We start from the raw sequence: 18,687 nt of genomic DNA on the forward strand, positions 1-18,687 counted from the left end.
ATGGCCTTCCGCGAAGTGAACTCCAAGATGATCGAAGCGACGGTGGTCCCCGGGCAGCGGCTGTTCAGCCAGCGGGGCGCGATGCTCGCCTACAAGGGCGACGTCTCCTTCACCCCCAACATCCAGGGCGGCCAGGGCGGGGTCATGTCGATGATCGGCCGCCGCGTCGCAGGCGAGGCGACGCCGCTGATGACGGTCGAGGGCAGCGGCACGGTGCTGTTCGGGCACGGCGGCCACCACATCCAGGTGATCGACCTGACCGGCGACACGCTGTACGTCGAGGCGGACCGGCTGCTCGCCTTCGAGGGCACCCTCCAGCAGGGCACGATGTTCATGGGCTCCCAGGGCGGCGTCATGGGACTGGTCCGGGGCCAGGTCACCGGCCAGGGCCTGTTCACGACGACCCTGACGGGGCACGGCGCGGTCGCCGTCATGGCGCACGGCGGCGTCTTCGAGGTGCCGATCACCCCGCAGCGCCCGGTCCACGTCGACCCCCAGGCGTATGTCGCCCACCACGGCGACGTGCGCAACAAGCTGTCCACGGCGCTCGGCTGGCGCGACATGGTGGGCCGCGGCTCCGGCGAGGCGTTCCAGCTGGAGCTGAGCGGCAGTGGTGTGGTGTACGTGCAGGCGTCGGAGGAGAAGCTGTGACCACCTACCCGGGCGCGGGGCCCGTCGTGTACGACCCGATGACGCTGCCGGCCGACGACAACGTCAACAAGTACACCTTCTGCGTGGAGCTCAAGGGGAGCCAGTGGTTCCTGCAGAAGGGCAAGATGATCGCCTACTACGGCTCGATGGAGTTCAACGGCGTCGGGCACGGCCGTCTGGACCGTCTCGTCCGTACGTCGTTCCATTCGCCACTGCACGCGAGCGACTGGGTGGTGGCGGAGGGCTCGGGCAAGATGCTGCTCGCCGACCGGGCCTTCGACGTGAACTCCTACGACCTCGAGGACGGCAATCTGACCATTCGCTCGGGCAACCTGCTCGCTTTTCAGCCAAGTCTGTCGCTGAAGCAGTCGATCATTCCCGGCTTCCTCACACTCATCGGAACCGGGAAGTTCGTGGCCGCGTCCAACGGTCCGGTGGTGTTCATGGAACCCCCGATCCGGGTGGACCCGCAGGCCCTGGTCGGCTGGGCCGACTGCCCGTCGCCGTGCCACCACTACGACCATGGGTATCTGAGGGGCCTATGGGGCGGTCTACGTGCGATGACGGGGATCGGCGGGGCCTCCGGGGAGGAGCACCAGTTCGAGTTCGTCGGAGCGGGCACGGTGCTGCTGCAGTCCTCGGAGACGTTGATGGCCGAGCAGGACACGGGGGTGGTCCCGCAGGAGCCCGGCGTACCCGGCGGCGGTGGGGTACCCGGCCACCAGGGGCAGCCGGGGACACCGCGTCTTCCCGGACAGCTGGGGGACCTCCAGCGTCGCTTCGGGCTGTGAGCGGTAGTCTGCGGAGTGTGACGTCGAACGCGTGCGCACAGTCACACCACCCTCACTAGTTCGCCTTTCAACTTTTTAGGTAGACTTCATTCATGGAGATCGAGACGGCCACGCGCTGGCTGACGGATGCGGAACAGTGCGCCTGGCGCACCCACCTGGAGGTCAACAAGCTGCTGACCTACCAGCTGGAAAGGGATCTGCAGCCGTTCGGCCTGACGATGAACGACTACGAGATCCTGGTGAACCTCTCGGAGTCGGAGGGCATGCGAATGCGGATGAGCGACCTCGCGGCCGCCACCCTCCAGTCCAAGAGCCGCCTCTCGCACCAGATCACCCGTATGGAGAACGCGGACCTGGTCCGCCGGGAGAACTGCGAGTCCGACCGCCGGGGTCTGTACGCGGTCCTGACGGACCACGGCATGGAGACGATGAAGAAGGTCGCGCCACACCATGTGGCGTCCGTGCGGCGGCACTTCATCGACCTGCTGCCCCCGGACGACCTGGAACACCTCCACAAGTCCCTGCGACCCATCGCGGAACATCTGCGCGGACAGCGGGGCAAGCCGTAGCGGACGCCGGGGGCCGAGCCGCAGGGGGCACGGGTCAGTGCTCGTCTGCGGGCCCGCTGCGGCTGGTCGCGCCCCTGCGGCGGAGCCGCGTGATGCCACCTCCCGCGCCCCTTCGGGCGCGGGCACGGCCACCGTGACGTTTTCCGTCCGTGGGCCCCAGGCATCCGGCCAAGCCCGCAGCAGCCACTGCGACCGCCCCCGGCACCGCGAAGCACCACCCCAGCGGCAGGTGCCCCAACAACCCGCCTACCGCTGCCGAGCCGGCCGAGATGCCGCCGTTCACGGCCATGTTCACCCAGGCACCCGCCTGAGTGCGGAAGCCCGGCATGGCCGACTCGTCAGCGACCAGGTACGACGTCGTCAGGGCCGGGGCGATGCACAGGCCCGCGCAGACCACGGTCACGGTCAGGACGCCGATGCCCGGAGCGAGCCCGGCCGCCGCCATGGCCAGGCCCAGACCCGCCGCCGGCAGCGGCAGACGCACCCGTGCGCTCCCCCGCCACTCGATCGCCCCGTACAGCAGCCCTCCGACCGCGCTGCCCGCGGACAGCGCCGCGAGCACCCAGGCCACCACGTCGTCGCCGTACCGGCGCTGCTCGGCGAAGGCCATGACCAGGAGGTCCAGCGCGCCCACGGCCAGTCCCACGCCTCCGGCCACGAGCACCGGCTGCACCAGAGCGCGGGCACCCCGCAGCCGCCCTGACGGGCGCGGCGGCTTCCCCGCGGGCGGCCGTACTCCGGTCACCGCCGGGGAGGTGACGAAGGCGATCGTCCCGGCCGTCAGCAGCAGCGCGCTCAGGGCCACCCCGGCCGCCGGTGGCGCGTACCGGACCACCGCACCGACCAACAGCGGGCCCGATACGAACGCCAGCTCCTCGACCACGGAGTCCAACCCGTACGCCCGCTGCACCAGCCGCCGGTCGTCGAAGAGGCCACCCCACACGGCCCGTACGGTGGGCCCGAGCGGTGGTGGAAACGCCCCGGCGGCGGTGGCCAGGGCGGCCGGCAGCAGCGCCGGCACACCGGGCCGCCAGGTCGTCGCGGCCAGCAGGCACAGGAACGCCGCGTGCAGCAGGGCCATCGGCACGAGCGCCCGCCGTGGCCCGTACCGGTCGACGAACGCCGCCCGCAGCGGCGACAGCAGGACGGTCGTGGCCCCGAACAGCGCCATGACCATGCCTGCCACGGCGTACGACCCGGTCGCCCGGGTCACGGCGAGCATCAGGGAGAGGGAGACCGTCCCGTACGACAGTCGCGCGACCAGGGCGGCGGCGAAGGTACGGCGGACGTGCGGGACACGGAGGACGGCGGCATAGGAGGGCCGCACGCAAGAAACGGAAGAAGGCGCGGACACGCGGAGGTTCCTCGGCTGGAGGCGATGGGGCGGACGCCGGAGTGCCGCGACGACCACAGCCACTGCTGCTCGTCGATCGCGGTCCTGGGCGAGCCCTAGGCCAAGAGGAGGAACATGTGGATCACGCTACCAACGCACCGGGGCGTCGACCACGCACTTTTCCGTCAGGCCCGCGCCCGACCGTCCGCTCTTCGTCAGCCCTGCGTCAGACCGGCCACCAGTTCGTCCGCCGCCCGATAGGGGTCCAGCTCCCCCGCCACGATCCGTTCCGCCAGGGCGCTCAGGCGGCGGTCGCCGTGGAGGTCGCCGATGCGTTCCCTCAGGGCCGTCACGGCGATCGTCTCGACCTCGTGGGCCGCGCGGGAGAGCCGGCGCTCCGCCAGGACGCCCCGCTCCTCCATCCACGCCCGGTGCTTCTCCAGCGCCTCCACGACCTCGTCGACGCCCTCGGCACGGGCCGCGACCGTCTTCACGATCGGCGGACGCCAGTCGCCGGGAGCCCGCGACTCGCCCAGGCCCAGCATGTGGTTCAGCTCACGCGCGGTGGCGTCCGCGCCGTCCCGGTCGGCCTTGTTGACGACGTACACGTCACCGATCTCGAGGATGCCCGCCTTCGCCGCCTGGATGCCGTCGCCCATGCCGGGAGCCAGCAGAACGACCGAGGTGTCCGCCTGGGAGGCGATCTCGACCTCCGACTGGCCGACGCCGACCGTCTCCACCAGGATCACGTCGCAGCCCGCCGCGTCCAGGACCCGGATCGCCTGCGGAGCCGCCCAGGCCAGGCCGCCCAGGTGACCGCGCGTGGCCATCGAGCGGATGTAGACGCCGGGGTCGGACGCGTGCTCCGACATCCGCACCCGGTCGCCGAGCAGCGCGCCGCCGGAGAAGGGCGAGGACGGGTCGACGGCGAGCACGCCGACCCGCTTGCCCTGCTTGCGGTACGCGGTCACGAGCGCCGACGTGGAGGTGGACTTGCCGACGCCCGGCGAGCCCGTGAGGCCCACCACGTATGCGTTGCCCGTCAGCGGGGCCAGCGCCGCCATGACCTCCCTGAGCTGCGGGGACGCCCCCTCCACCAGGGAGATCAGCCGGGCCACGGCCCGCGGCCGGCCTTCCCTGGCCTGGGCCACCAGCGAGGAGACGTCCTGCATCACAGCTCCGTTCACGTGTTCACGCAAAGAGGTCGGTTCGAGGGTGCTCAGGCCTTGGGTACCCGCACGATCAGCGCGTCACCCTGGCCGCCGCCCCCGCACAGCGCCGCCGCGCCCACGCCGCCACCGCGCCGCTTCAGCTCCAGGGCGAGGTGCAGGACGAGCCGGGCGCCGGACATCCCGATCGGGTGACCCAGGGCAATGGCACCGCCATTGACATTCACCTTTTCGGTGGAAACGCCAAGGTCCTTCATTGACTGCACGGCGACCGCCGCGAAGGCCTCGTTGATCTCGATCAGGTCGAGGTCGGCGACCTCCAGGCCCTCCTTCTTCAGGGCGTGCAGGATCGCGTTCGACGGCTGCGACTGCAGGGAGTTGTCCGGTCCCGCCACATTGCCGTGGGCCCCGATCTCCGCGATCCAGTCCAGGCCCAGCTCCTGCGCCTTGGCCTTGCTCATCACGACCACGGCCGCCGCACCGTCCGAGATCTGCGAGGAGGAACCGGCCGTGATCGTGCCGTCCCTGCTGAACGCCGGCCGCAGCTTGCCGAGCGACTCCACCGTCGTGTCGCCGCGGATGCCCTCGTCCTTGGCGAAGACGACCGGCTCGCCCTTGCGCTGCGGGATCTCCACCGGAGTGATCTCCGCCTCGAAGACGCCGTTCTTCTGGGCGGCGGCGGCCCGCTGGTGGGACAGGGCGGCGATCTCGTCCTGCTCCTGGCGGCCGATGCCGAGGCGGGTGTTGTGCTTCTCGGTGGACTCGCCCATGGCGATGCCCTCGAAGGAGTCGGTCAGCCCGTCGTACGCCATCGCGTCCAGCATCTGGACCGCGCCGTACTTGAAGCCCTCCCGGGACTTCGGCAGCAGGTGGGGGGCGTTGGTCATGGACTCCTGGCCGCCCGCGACGATCACGTCGAACTCACCCGCACGGATCAGCTGGTCCGCGAGCGCGATCGCGTCGAGGCCCGACAGACACACCTTGTTGATCGTCAGGGCCGGGACGCTCATCGGGATGCCCGCCTTGACCGCGGCCTGACGTGCCGGGATCTGCCCGGCCCCGGCCTGGAGCACCTGGCCCATGATGACGTACTGCACCTGGTCGCCACCGATCCCCGCACGGTCGAGGGCGGCCTTGATCGCGAAGCCGCCGAGGTCGGCTCCGGAGAAGGACTTCAGCGAGCCGAGCAGCCGCCCCATCGGGGTGCGCGCACCCGCGACGATGACGCTGGTCGTGCTGTTCGTTCCAGACATGAGCTGCGATCCCCTTCCGGCCTGCACAGCCGAGGAGTGAACGAGGGTTTACTTCGAATGTACTGAGCGGTAGGGCAAACCGTCACCGGGCTGTCAGTGTGATCGCGCGCACGTTGCGTAACCACCGCGGGAGCGCTGCACTGATTCCATGCTGACGCGAATCGACCACATCGGAATCGCCTGTTTCGACCTCGAGAAGACCGTCGAGTTCTACACCTCGACGTACGGATTCTCCGTGTTCCACACCGAGGTCAACGAGGAACAGGGTGTCCGCGAGGCCATGCTCAAGATCAACAACACGGACGACGGCGGGGCCTCCTACCTGCAGTTGCTGGAACCCATCCGCGAGGACTCCACCGTCGCCAAGTGGCTCGCGAAGAACGGCGAGGGCGTGCACCACATCGCCTTCGGCACGGCGGACGTGGACGGTGACTCCGCCGAGATCAAGGACAAGGGCGTGCGGGTGCTGTACGACGAGCCGCGGCGCGGCTCCATGGGCTCGCGGATCACCTTCCTGCACCCCAAGGACTGCCACGGCGTTCTCACAGAACTGGTCACATCGGCGGCCGTTGAGACACCTGAGCACTGACTCCCGTACATAGGGGCCGGTAGGGTTGGGGGCGGTCGCCGCTCCACCAGGGCGACCGGGTCCCGCCGTGACACCGGCGGGACGTGCCGGGGTCCGGGTTTCGGGGGACGAGCGCCGGGGCAGCAGCCCATGCTCCGCCGTTGATCTGACACCATTCCCCGGGGGCCCCGTTCGGCGGATGGACGGAGCTCGTTTGGAGAGACTTGCGACCAGGGGACGGATGGGACCGCGCAGTGCGGGGCTACGAACGCCAGGAGCGAGAGCCGGCGGCTGACGTCGACCACCTCTCTCGGTTCGAGGCCGAGATGGAGCGGCTGAAGACCGAGCGGGAAAAGGCGATCCAGCACGCCGAGGACCTCGGCTACCAGGTCGAGGTGCTGCGCGCCAAGCTGCACGAGGCGCGCCGCACCCTCATGTCCCGTCCCGCGTACGACGGGGCCGACATCGGCTACCAGGCCGAGCAGATGCTGCGCACCGCCCAGATGCAGGCGGACCAGCTGCGGGCTGAGGCCGAGCGCGAGCTGAGCCAGGCCCGCGCACAGACCCAGCGCATCCTCCAGGAGCACGCCGAGCAGGCCGCCCGCCTCCAGGCGGAGCTGCACGCGGAGGCGGTCGCCCGCCGCCAGCAGCTCGACCAGGAGCTGGCCGAGCGCCGGGCGACCGTCGAGTCGCACGTCAACGAGAACGTGGCCTGGGCGGAGCAGCTGCGCGCCCGCTCCGAGGCCCAGGCCCGCCGCCTGGTCGAGGAGTCCCGCGCCGAGGCCGAGCAGGCCCTCGCCGCCGCCCGCGTCGAGGCCGAGCGGCTGGTCGCCGAGGCCCGGCAGCGGCTGCAGAACGACGCCGAGTCCGCCCGTGCGGAGGCGGACCAGATCCTGCGCCGCGCCCGCGCGGACGCCGAGCGGCTGCTGAACGCCGCCTCCACCCAGGCCCAGGAGGCCACCGACCACGCCGAGCAGCTGCGCTCCAGCTCCGCCACCGAGTCGGAGGCCGCCCGCCGGCAGGCGTCCGAGCTGAGCCGGGCCGCCGAGCAGCGGATGGCCGAGGCGGAGGCCGCGCTGCGCGAGGCCCGCGCCCAGGCCGACAAGGTCGTCGCGGAGGCCAAGGAGGCCGCCGCCAAGGCCCTTTCGAGCGCCGAGACGGAGGGCGAGCAGCGCACCCGTACCGCCAAGGAGCAGGTCGCCCGGCTGGTCAGCGAGGCCACCAAGGAGGCCGAGGCCACCAAGGCCGAGGCCGAGCAGGTCGTCGCGGACGCGCGCGCCGAGGCCGAGAAGATCGTCGCGGAGGCCGCCGAGAAGGCCCGCACGATCACGGCCGAGGAGACCGCCTCCCAGCTCGGCAAGGCGGCCCGTACGGCCGAGGAGGTCCTCAACAAGGCGTCCCAGGACGCCGCGGCGACCACCAAGGCCGCCGCCGAGGAGGCCGACCGGATCCGCAAGGAGGCCGAGGCCGAGGCGGACCGGCTGCGCGCCGAGGCGCACGACATCGCCGAGCAGCTCAAGGGCGCCGCCAAGGACGACACCAAGGAGTACCGCGCCAAGACGGTCGAGCTGCAGGAGGAGGCCCGCCGGCTGCGCGGCGAGGCCGAGCAGCTGCGCGCCGAGGCGGTGGCCGAGGGCGAGAAGATCCGCGCCGAGGCGCGCCGCGAGGCCGTCCAGCAGATCGAGGAGGCGGCCAGGACCGCCGAGGAGCTGCTCGCCAAGGCGAAGGCCGACGCGGACGAGCTGCGCACCACCGCCACCGCCGACAGCGAGAAGGTCCGCACCGAGGCGATCGAACGCGCCTCGATGCTGCGCCGCCAGGCCGAGGAGGCCCTGGAGCGCACCCGCAAGGAGGCCGAGACCCAGCGCGCCGAGGCCGTCGAGCTGGCGGACGCGATCAAGGAGGAGGCCGAGAAGGTCGCGCGCACCCTGCGCGAGGAGAGCGAGCGGGCCGTGGAGGCCCGCCGCGCGGAGGCCGCCGAGGAACTGGCCCGCCTGCAGTCGGAGGCCGAGCAGCGGCTCGCCTCGGCCGAGCAGGCCCTCTCCGACGCCCGTGCGGAGGCGGAGCGGATCCGCCGGGAGGCAGCGGAGGAGACTGACCGGCTGCGCACGGAGGCCTCCGAGCGCATTCGTACGCTCCAGGCGCAGGCCGAGGCCGAGGCCGAGCGGCTGCGCACCGAGGCCGCCTCGGACGCGTCGGCCTCGCGCGCGGAGGGCGAGGCCATCGCCGTCCGCCTGCGCTCGGAGGCGGCGGCCGAGGCCGAGCGGCTGAAGTCGGAGGCGCAGGACACCGCCGACCGGGTCCGCGCGGAGGCGCAGGCCGCGGCCGAGCGGCTGAGCACGGAGGCCTCCGAGACGCTGGCCGCCGCCCAGGAGGAGGCCGTCCGGCGCCGCCGGGAGGCCGAGGAACTCCTTGGCTCCGCCCGCCAGGAGGCCGACCAGGAGCGCGAGCGCGCCCGGCAGCAGAGCGAGGAGCTGCTGGCAGTCGCGCGCGCCCGGGTCGAGGAGGCCCAGACCGAGGCCGTACGGCTGGTGGAGGAGGCCGACCGGCGCGCCACCGAGATGGTGTCGGCGGCCGAACAGCACGCCCAGCAGGTGCGGGACTCCGTGGCCGGGCTGCACGAGCAGGCGCAGGAGGAGATCACCGGCCTGCGCTCGGCCGCCGAGCACGCGGCGGAGCGTACGCGCACCGAGGCGCAGGAGGAGGCCGACCGGGTCCGCTCCGACGCCTACGCGGAGCGCGAGCGTGCCACCGAGGACGCGAACCGCATCCGGCGGGAGGCCGCCGAGGAGTCGGAGGCCGCCAAGTCGCTGGCGGAGCGGACGGTCTCGGACGCGATCGCCGAGGCGGAGCGGCTCCGTACGGACGCCGCCGAGCACGCACAGCGCGTGCGGACCGAGGCGTCGGACACGCTCGCCGAGGCCGACCAGGCGGCGGCGCGCACCCGTGCGGAGGCGCGCGAGGACGCCAACCGGATCCGGTCGGACGCGGCCACACAGGCGGACACCCTCATCACCGAGGCACGCGCGGAGGCCGAGCGGCTCACCACGGAGACCGCCGCCGAGGCCGAGCGGGTGCGCGCGGAGTCCGTGGCCAAGGCGGACAAACTGCTCGCGGACGCCACCGACGAGGCGGAGCGGCTGCGCGCCGAGGCCGCCGAGACGGTCGGCTCCGCGCAGGCGCACGCCGAGCGGATCCGCACCGAGTCGGAGCGGGTCAAGGCCGACGCGGAGGCGGAGGCCGAGCGGATCACGACGGCGGCGCGCGAGGAGGCCGAGCGCACCCTGGACGAGGCCCGCAAGGACGCCAACAAGCGGCGTTCCGAGGCGGCCGAGCAGGTGGACAAGCTCATCACGGAGACCGCCGCCGAAGCCGACAAGCTCCTCACGGAGGCCCAGCAGACGGCCCGCAAGACGACGGCGGACGCCGAGGCGCAGGCCGACACGATGGTGGGTGCCGCCCGCACGGAGGCCGACCGTCTGGTCGCCGAGGCGACGGTCGAGGGCAACACGCTGGTGGAGCGGGCCCGGGCGGACGCGGACGAACTCCTCGTCGGCGCACGCCGGGACGCCACCCAGATCCGGGAGCGCGCGGAGGAGCTGCGCGAGCGCATCACCGCCGAGATCGAGGAGCTGCACGAGCGGGCGCGGCGCGAGTCGGCCGAGGCGATGAAATCGGCGGGCGAGCGGTGCGACGCCCTGGTCAAGGCCGCCGAGGAGCAGCTGGAGAAGGCCAAGGCGCAGGCGAAGGAGCTGCTGTCGGAGGCCAACTCGGAGGCGGGCAAGGTCCGTATCGCCGCCGTCAAGAAGGCCGAGGGGCTGCTGAAGGAGGCCGAGCAGAAGAAGGCCACGCTGGTCGCCGAGGCCGAGCAGATCAAGGCCGAGGCGATCCGCGAGGCCCGCAAGGCCGTCGAGGAGGGCAAGCGGGAGCTGGAGATCCTGGTGCGCCGGCGGGAGGACATCAACGCGGAGATCTCCCGTGTCCAGGACGTCCTGGAGGCGCTCGAGTCCTTCGAGGCGCCGTCCGCCGGCAAGGACTCGGGTGTCAAGGCGGGTGCCACCGTGGGTGCACCTCGTTCGGGTGGCAAGGCGTCAGAAGGCTAGCCAGAAACCCCGTTCTATGCTTGCCGGGGCGCTTCGTACAGGTCCTGGCAAGCCCCCCGGCAGCTCAGCCACCCAAAAGGAGTGTCATTCTCCAGATCAAACACGCATCCGCTCGATGACACGCCGCTTTGCGCCCTAGGATTCCCCTATCACCTCACCGGTCTCATTCGACAGGAACCCCATGAGCGACACTTCCCCCTACGGCTTCGAGCTTGTGCGGCGTGGGTACGACCGCGCTCAGGTGGACGAACGAATCTCCAAGCTCGTCTCCGACCGTGACAGCGCTCTCGCCCGCATCACCGCCCTGGAGAAGCGCATCGAGGAGCTCCACCTCGAGACGCAGAACGCCCAGGCCGCCGTCAGCGACGCGGAGCCGTCCTACGCGGGTCTCGGCGCGCGCGTCGAGAAGATCCTCCGCCTCGCCGAGGAAGAGGCCAAGGACCTGCGCGAGGAGGCCCGTCGCGCCGCCGAGCAGCACCGCGAACTCGCCGAGTCGGCCGCCCAGCAGGTGCGCAACGACGCGGAGTCGTTCGCCGCGGACCGCAAGGCGAAGGCGGAGGACGAGGGCCTCCGGATCGTCGAGAAGGCCAAGAGCGACGCGGCCCAGCTGCGCGCCGAGGCGCAGAAGGACGCCCAGTCCAAGCGCGAGGAGGCGGACGCCCTCTTCGAGGAGACCCGCGCCAAGGCCGCTCAGGCCGCCGCCGACTTCGAGACGAACCTCGCCAAGCGGCGTGAGCAGTCCGAGCGCGACCTGGCCTCCCGTCAGGCCAAGGCGGAGAAGCGCCTCGCGGAGATCGAGCACCGCGCCGAGCAGCTTCGCCTGGAGGCGGAGAAGCTCCGCACGGACGCCGATCGCCGCGCCCGCCAGACGGTGGAGACGGCCCAGCGCCAGGCCGAGGACATCGTCGCGGACGCGAACGCCAAGGCCGACCGCATCCGCTCCGAATCCGAGCGCGAGCTCGCGGCGCTGACGAACCGTCGCGACTCCATCAACGCCCAGCTCACCAACGTCCGCGAGATGCTGGCGACGCTCACGGGCGCCGCGGTCGCCGCGACCGGCACGCCGGCCGAGGACGAGCCGATCTCGCGCGGGGTCCCGGCGCAGCAGTCCCGGTAACACCGGGACGTACGGCGTCTGAACATCCGCAAAGCCCTCCGCCACTCAAGTGGCGGGGGGCTTTGCGCCGTTTTAGCGTGGGCCGCATGATCGAGCTCGAGGGGCTGACCAAGCGGTACGGCGACAAAGTGGCGGTCGACGGCCTCACGTTCACCGTCAGACCGGGTGTCGTCACGGGCTTCCTCGGTCCGAACGGCGCCGGAAAGTCCACCACCATGCGGATGGTGCTCGGGCTCGACCACCCCACCGCCGGGGACGTCCGTATCGACGGCAGGCACTACGACCAGCTCAAGAACCCCCTGCGGGCCATCGGCGCCCTGCTCGACGCGAAGGCCGTGCACGGCGGGCGCAGCGCCTGGAACCATCTGCTGTGCCTGGCGCAGAGCAACGGCATCCCCACCTCCCGGGTGCACGAGGTCCTGGACACCGTGGGGCTGACGTCGGTGGCCCGCAAGAAGGCCAAGGGCTTCTCGCTCGGCATGGCCCAGCGGCTCGGCATCGCGGCGGCGCTGCTCGGCGATCCGCGGATCCTGATGTTCGACGAGCCGGTCAACGGTCTCGACCCCGAGGGCATCCACTGGATCCGGACCCTGATGAAATCGCTGGCGGCGCAGGGACGGACGGTGTTCGTCTCCAGTCACCTGATGAGCGAGATGGCGCTGACCGCCGACCATCTGGTGGTCATCGGCCAGGGCCGGCTGCTCGCCGACACCTCCATGGCCGACTTCATCCGGCGCAACTCGCGCACTTATGTGCGCATTCGTTCCCCGCAGCGCGAGCGGCTGCTCGACGTCCTGCACGAGGCGGGCGTCACGGTGGTCGAGACGGGCAGCGGGGCGCTTGAGGTGGACGGCGGCAAGGCGGAGCTGATCGGCGAACTGGCGGCTCGGCACCACATCGTGCTGCACGAGCTGAGCATCCAGCAGGCGTCGTTGGAGGAGGCGTTCATGCAACTGACGGCCGCGTCGGTGGAGTACCACGCCCGCGCGGACGCGCCCGCCGGGGAGTGGGGCGCCGGCTGGAAGAAGGGAGCCTGACCATGGCGGCCACCGAGGTCCAGGTCCGCGTACAGGTCCTCAGGTCCGAGTGGACCAAGATCCGGTCGGTGGCGTCCACGCTGTGGACGCTGTCCGTCGCGCTGGTCGTCACCGTCGCCCTCGGGATGCTGATCTCGGCGCTGACGCGCAACGAGTTCGACAGCATGAGCCCGCGGGAGCGGCTCGCCTTCGACCCGACGTTCATCAGCTTCGCCGGGATGAGCCTCGGTCAGCTCGCGATGATCGTGTTCGGGGTGCTGGTCGTGTCCAACGAGTACAGCACCGGCATGATCCGCACCTCGCTGGCGGCGGTCCCCCAGCGTGGCACCTTCCTGTCCGGAAAGATCGCGGTGGCGACCGCGCTCGCCCTCGCCGTCGGCCTGGTCACCGGTTTCGCCGCCTTCTTCCTCGGCCAGGCGATGCTCGGCCCGCACCGGGCGTCGATCGGCGACCCCGGGGTGCTGCGCGCGGTCATCGGCGCGGGGCTGTACATGACGCTCATCGCGGTGTTCTCGATGGGCGTCGCCACGATGCTGCGCTCACCGATGCTGTCCCTCGGGATCCTGATGCCGTTCTTCTTCCTGATCTCGAACATCCTGGGCCATGTCTCCGCGACGAAGAAGATCGGCCGCTTCCTGCCGGACCAGGCCGGCAGCAGAATCCTGCAGGTCGTACCCACAGCCGGCGACGACACCCCGTACGGGCCCTGGGGCGGTCTCGGGATCATGGCACTGTGGGTGATCGCGGCCCTCGCCGGCGGCTACGTCCTGCTGAAACGGCGCGACGCCTGACCGCGGGTGGTTTTACCCGCCCTTGGGCGGAACCGTCAGCGCCCCGATATCCTCCTAACCCTTACGGGGGGCGTGCGCCCCGCTGTGCTGAACCTTGCGATGGGTGCGGAGCATGATCGAGGCAGTCGGCCTGACCAAGCGCTACGGCGACAAGACCGCTGTGTACAACCTCTCCTTCCAGGTGCGGCCGGGAGCCGTCACCGGCTTCCTCGGGCCGAACGGCTCGGGCAAGTCGACGACGATGCGGATGATCCTCGGCCTGGACAACCCGACCTCGGGGACGGTGACGATCGGCGGCCACCCGTACCGCAAACTGCCGAACGCGCCCCGCCATGTCGGCGCCCTGCTCGACGCCAAGGCCGTGCACGGCGGCCGGGCCGCCCGCAACCACCTGCTGTCCCTCGCCCAGCTCTCCGGCATCCCGGCCCGCCGCGTGGACGAGGTACTGGCCGTCGTGGGCCTGCAGGAGGTGGCCGGGAAGCGGTCCAAGGGCTTCTCGCTCGGCATGGGCCAGCGGCTCGGCATCGCCGCCGCGCTTCTCGGCGACCCTCAGGTGCTGCTGTTCGACGAACCGGTCAACGGCCTCGACCCCGAGGGCATCCTGTGGGTCCGCAACCTGATGAAGTCCCTCGCGGCCGAGGGCCGTACGGTCTTCGTCTCCTCGCACCTGATGAGCGAGATGGCACTCACCGCCGACCACCTGATCGTGATCGGGCGCGGTCAGCTGCTCGCCGACATGAGCGTCAAGGACTTCATCTCCGCCAACTCCGCCGACTTCGCCCGCGTCCGCACCCCCGACACCGAGCCGCAGCAGCGAGAGAAGCTCACGGCCGCGCTCACCGAGGCGGGCGGGCACGTGCTGCCCGAGCAGGACGGCGCGCTGCGGGTCACCGGGCTGCCGCTGCCCCGCATCAGCGACATCGCGCACGACACCGACGTACGCCTGTGGGAACTGTCGCCGCACCAGGCCTCGCTGGAGGAGGCGTACATGCGGATGACGCAGGGAGCCGTCGACTACCGCTCGAGCATCGACCAGAAGGCGGGCCTGATGCAGCCGCTGCCGCCCGGCGTCCAGCCGCCGGTCCCGGTGCCGGGCCAGGGCCAGCCGGGCTGGTACGCCCCGCCGCCGCAGCAGGGCGGGCAGCCGTTCTCCCTGCCGGGACAGCCCGGGCAGCCGCCCACGGGGCCGTACACCGCCCCGGCCGCACCGCCTGCCGGGCAGCAGCCGAACCCCTATGCGCAGCCGGCGCCCCAGGACCAGGCACCGGCCCCCGCCACCCCGCCCGCACAGGCGCCCGCCGCCGACGCCACCGCCGCTGCCGACCCGACCAAGTCCGAGGACGCCCGATGAGCACGCCCCAGCCCTCCATGCCGCAGGCCGCGCCCACCTGGCAGGCGGCGCCCGGATCCGCGTACCCCTCCTACACCTCGCCGATCCCGGTCGTGCGCACCCACCTCGGACACGCCATCGCCTCGGAGTGGACGAAGATCAGGTCGGTGCGCTCCACGATGTGGACGCTGGGCGTCTTCCTGGTCCTCATGATCGGCATCGGGACGCTGTTCGCCGCCATCGCCGCCGCGTCGGATGCCCGCCTCGAGGGCAACTCACCGCTGGGCCTCGGGATCGGCGGAGTCCTGACCGGCAGCATCTGCATCATCACGCTCGGCGTGCTGACCACCGCCTCCGAGTACGGCACCGGGATGATCCGGACGACCATGACCGCGTGCCCGAGCCGGACCAGGGTGCTGCTGGCGAAGGCGATCGTCTTCTTCGCCGTGGCGTTCGTGATCACGACGGTGTCCGCACTGCTCGTCGGCATCCTCCAGACCGCCATGCTGAAGAGCTACGGCCTGGCGCAGCCCACCGGCATGGAATGGCTGAAGGGAACGGTCGGCATCGGCCTGTACGTGGCGCTGCTCGGCCTGCTCTCGCTGTTCGTGGGCTCCGTCATCCGGCACTCGGCGGGTGCCATCACCATCATGATCGGCCTGGTGCTCGCCCCGCTGGTCATCGCGATGTTCCTGTTCTCGGAGTCGATGCGGGACCTGCAGAGGTTCCTGCTGGAGTACTCGATCCCGAGCCAGCTCAGCGCCCTGTACGGGGACTCCCTGGGCGGCTCCGGCCCCACGGGCTGGGAGCCGGTGTGGATCGTCCTCGGCCTCGCGGCCGTCGCCTTCGCCGGCGCCTGGCTGCTGCTGGAGCGGCGGGACGTGTAGACCCCGGGCCTCGGGCCTCAGTACTTCGGCGCGTTACGGGACCGCTGCACCCGCGTGGTGCGGCGGTCCTTCGCGTTCCAGCAGGACTTGTGCCAGTGCCGGCGATCGTCCACCCCCGCGAACTCGGGCCAGGCGACCACGTGCGGGACGCCGGAGGAGATCACCTGGTCGCAGCCGGGGCACCGGTAGGTCTTGCCCTCGGCGCTCGCGCCCGCCACATGGCGCACGTTCCACTCCTCGCCCTGCCAGCTCTCGGTGGACTGCCAGCCGCCGTAACGCTCCCTGTCCTCGTCCGCGCTCCGGCCGGACGAGCCTGGGCCCTTGGGTCGGTTGCGACGCGGGGACACGGGACACCTCACAGGGCTATACAGGAAGCACGGGTCCTGTCCAGCGTACGCGGCGCCGACAGGGGTACGCGTCCCTCATCGACTGCACGGGTCCCCCCTCCCATCGGCCCATTCGGCAGACAATCCGCAAATCTCTCCACCAACCCGTGACTTGGGCACATGTCAGGCAGTTATGCCCCGTGGGGGAGCTCCGCGTCGGAGCCAGGAAAGCAGGAAGTGCGATGCGCGTTGGAAGTTTTGTACTGGCGGCCCAGTTTCCGGGACAGGGCCAGGGGGAGGCGCTGCACCGCGCGGTGCGGTCGGCCGAGGCCGCCGAGGAGGCGGGCCTGGACGCGGTGTGGCTGGCCGAGCACCACTTCGTGCCGTACGGGACCTGCCCGTCGGCGATCACGCTCGCGGCCCTCCTGCTGGGCCGCACCCGCCGGATCCGGGTCGGCACGGCGGTCAGCGTCCTGCCCACCGCGCACCCGGTCGCACTCGGCGAGCAGGCCGCACTGCTGCACATCACCTCCGGCGGGCGGTTCTCGCTCGGCGTGGGGCGCGGCGGACCGTGGGTGGACCTGGAGGTGTTCGGCGCGGGGCTGAAGGCGTACGAGACGGGGTTCCCGGAATCACTCGATCTGCTGGTGCGCTGGCTGCGCGAACCGTCCGTCGCCGCCGCGGGGGAACGATTCACCTTCCGTGAGGTCCCGGTCGTCCCGCGCCCGTCGGAGTCGCTCACGGACACCGAGGGCCCGGAGGTCGTCGTCGCCTGCACCTCGCCGGCGAGCGTACGGCTGGCGGCCGAGCGGGGTCTGCCGATGCTGCTCGGCATGCACGTGGGGGACGAGGAGAAGGCGGACATGGTCGCCCTGTGGCGAAGTCACGCGCAGGCGGCCGGAGTCGACGGCGACGCGATCGCCGGCGCCGCCCATGTCTCGGCCGGTGTCTGCCAGATCGCCGACCGGCGAACCGACGCCGTCGAGGCGTTGACGAAGGCGATGCCAGGCTGGCTGAAACAGGGGCTCGACGCGCATGTGACGGTGGACGGGCGGGCCCGCGCAATGCGGGACCCGCTCGCGTACACCGAACTGCTCTGCGGGCTGCACCCGGTGGGCACCCCGCGACTGTGCGCCGACCGGCTCGCGGCGACCTCCGAGCGGACCGGCATCACACGCTTCGCGCTGCTCGTCGAGGGCTCCGGCGACCTTGCGGCGACGGTGGAGAACGTCCGCAGGCTGGGCGCCGAGGTACTCCCCCACCTCCGCTGAACCCACCGGGCGGGTCAAGGATGCGGGAGCTTGCCGCTTTGCCACACACGCGGGAGCTTGCCGCTCCGAACCCGACGCACTTCCCGCGTACGGAGCGGCAAGCCGTACGACTCTGCGGGTCTCAGCAGTCGCGCAGCTCCGGTGACTGGTTGAGGAGCTGACTGCGGACCGAGGTGAAGCGGGCCAGCGTGTCGTCCACCGAGGAGTCCAGCGGGAACACCGCCACTCGGTGGCAGTTCTGGAACGCCAGGCGCACTCCGAAGTGCCGCTGCAACGCGCCGCGTATCGCGTCGCTCGCGAGCGCGCGCAGCAGCTGTCCACGTGCCTGCTCGTCCGGCGGGGGCGTCTGGTTGTCGGCGAAGTCACCGCCGTCCACCTTCAGCTGGGCCACCAGGGAGCTGATCATCTCCCACGCGTAGGGCAGGGAGGTCCGGACGCAGTCGACGAAGTCCGCTTCGTCGACCTCGCCTCGCTCGGCCTGTTCGAGTAGGGCCGGTGAGACGTCGAGCGACATGGGTTCTCCTCTCGCACCCCGAGACAACAGGGGTTGATGGACAGGTAAGGGAGTTCGCGATATCGAACACGCTGAGTACACACCCCGCGACCTCCCGTTCACTACGGTAGGCAACCGCCGATGGCGGCACCAGGAAAATGCGAACACAGCGAAATCCCACTGGGCACACAACCAGCCAATGCCGAACGGGGGCATCTCGGGAAAAACGGAGGAGCCCCTGGGACCGGCTCGCTCAAGGTCGAATCGCGTGCGGACGGGGGCGTCGAGTAGCGTTGGCGACCATGCGTCTCGTCATTGCCCGGTGCGCCGTCGACTACGCGGGCCGTCTCACCGCCCACCTCCCCTCCGCTCCCCGCCTGATCCTGGTGAAGGCGGACGGAAGCGTCTCGATCCACGCGGACGACCGTGCCTACAAGCCCCTCAACTGGATGTCGCCGCCCTGCACGCTGAAGGAGGGTTCGGGCGACGAGGAAGGCGTGTGGACCGTGATCAACAAGACGGGCGAGAAACTGATCATCACGATGGAGGAGATCCTCCACGACTCCTCGCACGAACTCGGCGTCGATCCGGGGCTGATCAAGGACGGCGTGGAAGCGCACCTTCAGGAACTGCTCGCCGACCGCATCGAGACCCTCGGTGAGGGCTACACGCTGATCCGCCGCGAGTACATGACGGCGATCGGGCCGGTGGACATCCTGTGCCGGGACGCCGAGGGGCAGACCGTGGCGGTGGAGATCAAACGGCGCGGCGAGATCGACGGCGTGGAACAGCTCACGCGCTACCTGGAGCTCCTGAACCGCGACCCGCACCTCGCGCCGGTGCGCGGCATCTTCGCGGCCCAGGAGATCAAGCCGCAGGCCCGCGTGCTTGCCACGGACCGCGGGATCAGCTGTGCGGTGCTGGACTACGACGCCCTGAGGGGCATCGAGGACGACAAGCTGCGCTTGTTCTGACGGGCGGTACGACGGCCAAGGGCC

Annotated in this window: 17 protein-coding genes; 12 read left to right on the forward strand and 5 right to left on the reverse strand. The window is 71.2% G+C overall.

The genetic code is table 11. The features are described from left to right. From ACFYZE_RS09795 to ACFYZE_RS09805, 3 genes are all read left to right on the forward strand, one after another. On the forward strand, positions 1-651 hold the full coding sequence (locus ACFYZE_RS09795) for an AIM24 family protein (RefSeq protein ID WP_388990664.1): 651 nt from the start codon (positions 1-3) through the stop codon (positions 649-651). Beyond that, positions 648-1,442, forward strand: a complete 795-nt coding sequence (locus ACFYZE_RS09800) for an AIM24 family protein (RefSeq protein ID WP_388990666.1) — start codon at positions 648-650, stop codon at positions 1,440-1,442. Before ACFYZE_RS09795 ends, ACFYZE_RS09800 begins: the two co-directional genes overlap by 4 nt. A gap of 92 nt (positions 1,443-1,534) precedes the next feature. Beyond that, positions 1,535-2,011, forward strand: a complete 477-nt coding sequence (locus ACFYZE_RS09805) for a MarR family winged helix-turn-helix transcriptional regulator (RefSeq protein WP_388990668.1) — start codon at positions 1,535-1,537, stop codon at positions 2,009-2,011. Positions 2,012-2,045: 34 nt separating this feature from the next. Here ACFYZE_RS09805 and ACFYZE_RS09810 read toward each other — a convergent pair whose 3' ends face one another. The 3 genes from ACFYZE_RS09810 to ACFYZE_RS09820 form a co-directional block, all read right to left on the reverse strand. Beyond that, positions 2,046-3,338, reverse strand: a complete 1,293-nt coding sequence (locus ACFYZE_RS09810) for an MFS transporter (RefSeq protein ID WP_388990670.1) — start codon at positions 3,336-3,338, stop codon at positions 2,046-2,048. 221 nt (positions 3,339-3,559) lie between these two features. Then, a complete protein-coding gene (gene meaB, locus ACFYZE_RS09815; RefSeq protein ID WP_103838630.1) occupies positions 3,560-4,516 on the reverse strand; it encodes a methylmalonyl Co-A mutase-associated GTPase MeaB in 957 nt (318 codons plus the stop codon). Positions 4,517-4,563: 47 nt separating this feature from the next. Continuing rightward, on the reverse strand, positions 4,564-5,766 hold the full coding sequence (locus ACFYZE_RS09820; protein ID WP_388990672.1) for an acetyl-CoA C-acetyltransferase: 1,203 nt from the start codon (positions 5,764-5,766) through the stop codon (positions 4,564-4,566). A 148-nt stretch (positions 5,767-5,914) separates the two neighbouring features. Between ACFYZE_RS09820 and mce the strand changes: the two genes are divergently transcribed. The 7 genes from mce (at position 5,915) to ACFYZE_RS09855 (ending at position 15,599) form a co-directional block, all read left to right on the forward strand. Further along, the gene (gene mce, locus ACFYZE_RS09825) at positions 5,915-6,355 is read left to right on the forward strand and encodes a methylmalonyl-CoA epimerase (protein ID WP_388990674.1); all 441 of its coding nucleotides are present in this window, start codon (positions 5,915-5,917) and stop codon (positions 6,353-6,355) included. Between the two features lie 233 nt (positions 6,356-6,588). Continuing rightward, the gene (gene scy, locus ACFYZE_RS09830; protein ID WP_388990676.1) at positions 6,589-10,437 is read left to right on the forward strand and encodes a polarized growth protein Scy; all 3,849 of its coding nucleotides are present in this window, start codon (positions 6,589-6,591) and stop codon (positions 10,435-10,437) included. A gap of 181 nt (positions 10,438-10,618) precedes the next feature. Next, positions 10,619-11,554, forward strand: a complete 936-nt coding sequence (locus tag ACFYZE_RS09835; protein ID WP_103838626.1) for a cellulose-binding protein — start codon at positions 10,619-10,621, stop codon at positions 11,552-11,554. Positions 11,555-11,640: 86 nt separating this feature from the next. Next, on the forward strand, positions 11,641-12,591 hold the full coding sequence (locus tag ACFYZE_RS09840; RefSeq protein ID WP_388990678.1) for an ABC transporter ATP-binding protein: 951 nt from the start codon (positions 11,641-11,643) through the stop codon (positions 12,589-12,591). 2 nt (positions 12,592-12,593) lie between these two features. Further along, positions 12,594-13,382 (forward strand): ABC transporter permease subunit, encoded by a 789-nt coding sequence (locus ACFYZE_RS09845; RefSeq protein ID WP_388990680.1) that lies wholly within the window; start codon positions 12,594-12,596, stop codon positions 13,380-13,382. 112 nt (positions 13,383-13,494) lie between these two features. Further along, positions 13,495-14,733 (forward strand): ABC transporter ATP-binding protein, encoded by a 1,239-nt coding sequence (locus ACFYZE_RS09850; protein WP_388990682.1) that lies wholly within the window; start codon positions 13,495-13,497, stop codon positions 14,731-14,733. Continuing rightward, positions 14,730-15,599, forward strand: coding sequence for an ABC transporter permease subunit (locus tag ACFYZE_RS09855; RefSeq protein WP_388990684.1), 870 nt, complete (start codon positions 14,730-14,732; stop codon positions 15,597-15,599). The genes ACFYZE_RS09850 and ACFYZE_RS09855 overlap by 4 nt, the downstream gene beginning before the upstream one ends. 17 nt (positions 15,600-15,616) lie before the next feature. Here the strand turns inward: ACFYZE_RS09855 and ACFYZE_RS09860 are convergent, their stop codons facing one another. Further along, positions 15,617-15,946: an ATP/GTP-binding protein gene (locus ACFYZE_RS09860; protein WP_388990686.1), complete on the reverse strand. Its 330-nt coding sequence runs from the start codon at positions 15,944-15,946 to the stop codon at positions 15,617-15,619. Between the two features lie 221 nt (positions 15,947-16,167). On the opposite strand from ACFYZE_RS09860, the gene ACFYZE_RS09865 reads away from it, so the two are divergent. After that, entirely contained in the window at positions 16,168-17,196 is a 1,029-nt protein-coding gene (locus ACFYZE_RS09865) for an LLM class flavin-dependent oxidoreductase (protein WP_388990688.1), read from the forward strand. Positions 17,197-17,317: 121 nt separating this feature from the next. On the opposite strand, the gene ACFYZE_RS09870 is transcribed toward ACFYZE_RS09865, so the two are convergent. Continuing rightward, entirely contained in the window at positions 17,318-17,710 is a 393-nt protein-coding gene (locus ACFYZE_RS09870; RefSeq protein WP_263232122.1) for an SCO5389 family protein, read from the reverse strand. Between the two features lie 281 nt (positions 17,711-17,991). On the opposite strand from ACFYZE_RS09870, the gene nucS reads away from it, so the two are divergent. Next, positions 17,992-18,663, forward strand: coding sequence for an endonuclease NucS (gene nucS / locus ACFYZE_RS09875; protein ID WP_388990690.1), 672 nt, complete (start codon positions 17,992-17,994; stop codon positions 18,661-18,663). The last annotated feature ends 24 nt before the right edge of the window (positions 18,664-18,687 follow it).

It is taken from the genome of Streptomyces sp. NPDC001796 (assembly GCF_042892355.1).
Lineage (GTDB): Bacteria > Actinomycetota > Actinomycetes > Streptomycetales > Streptomycetaceae > Streptomyces.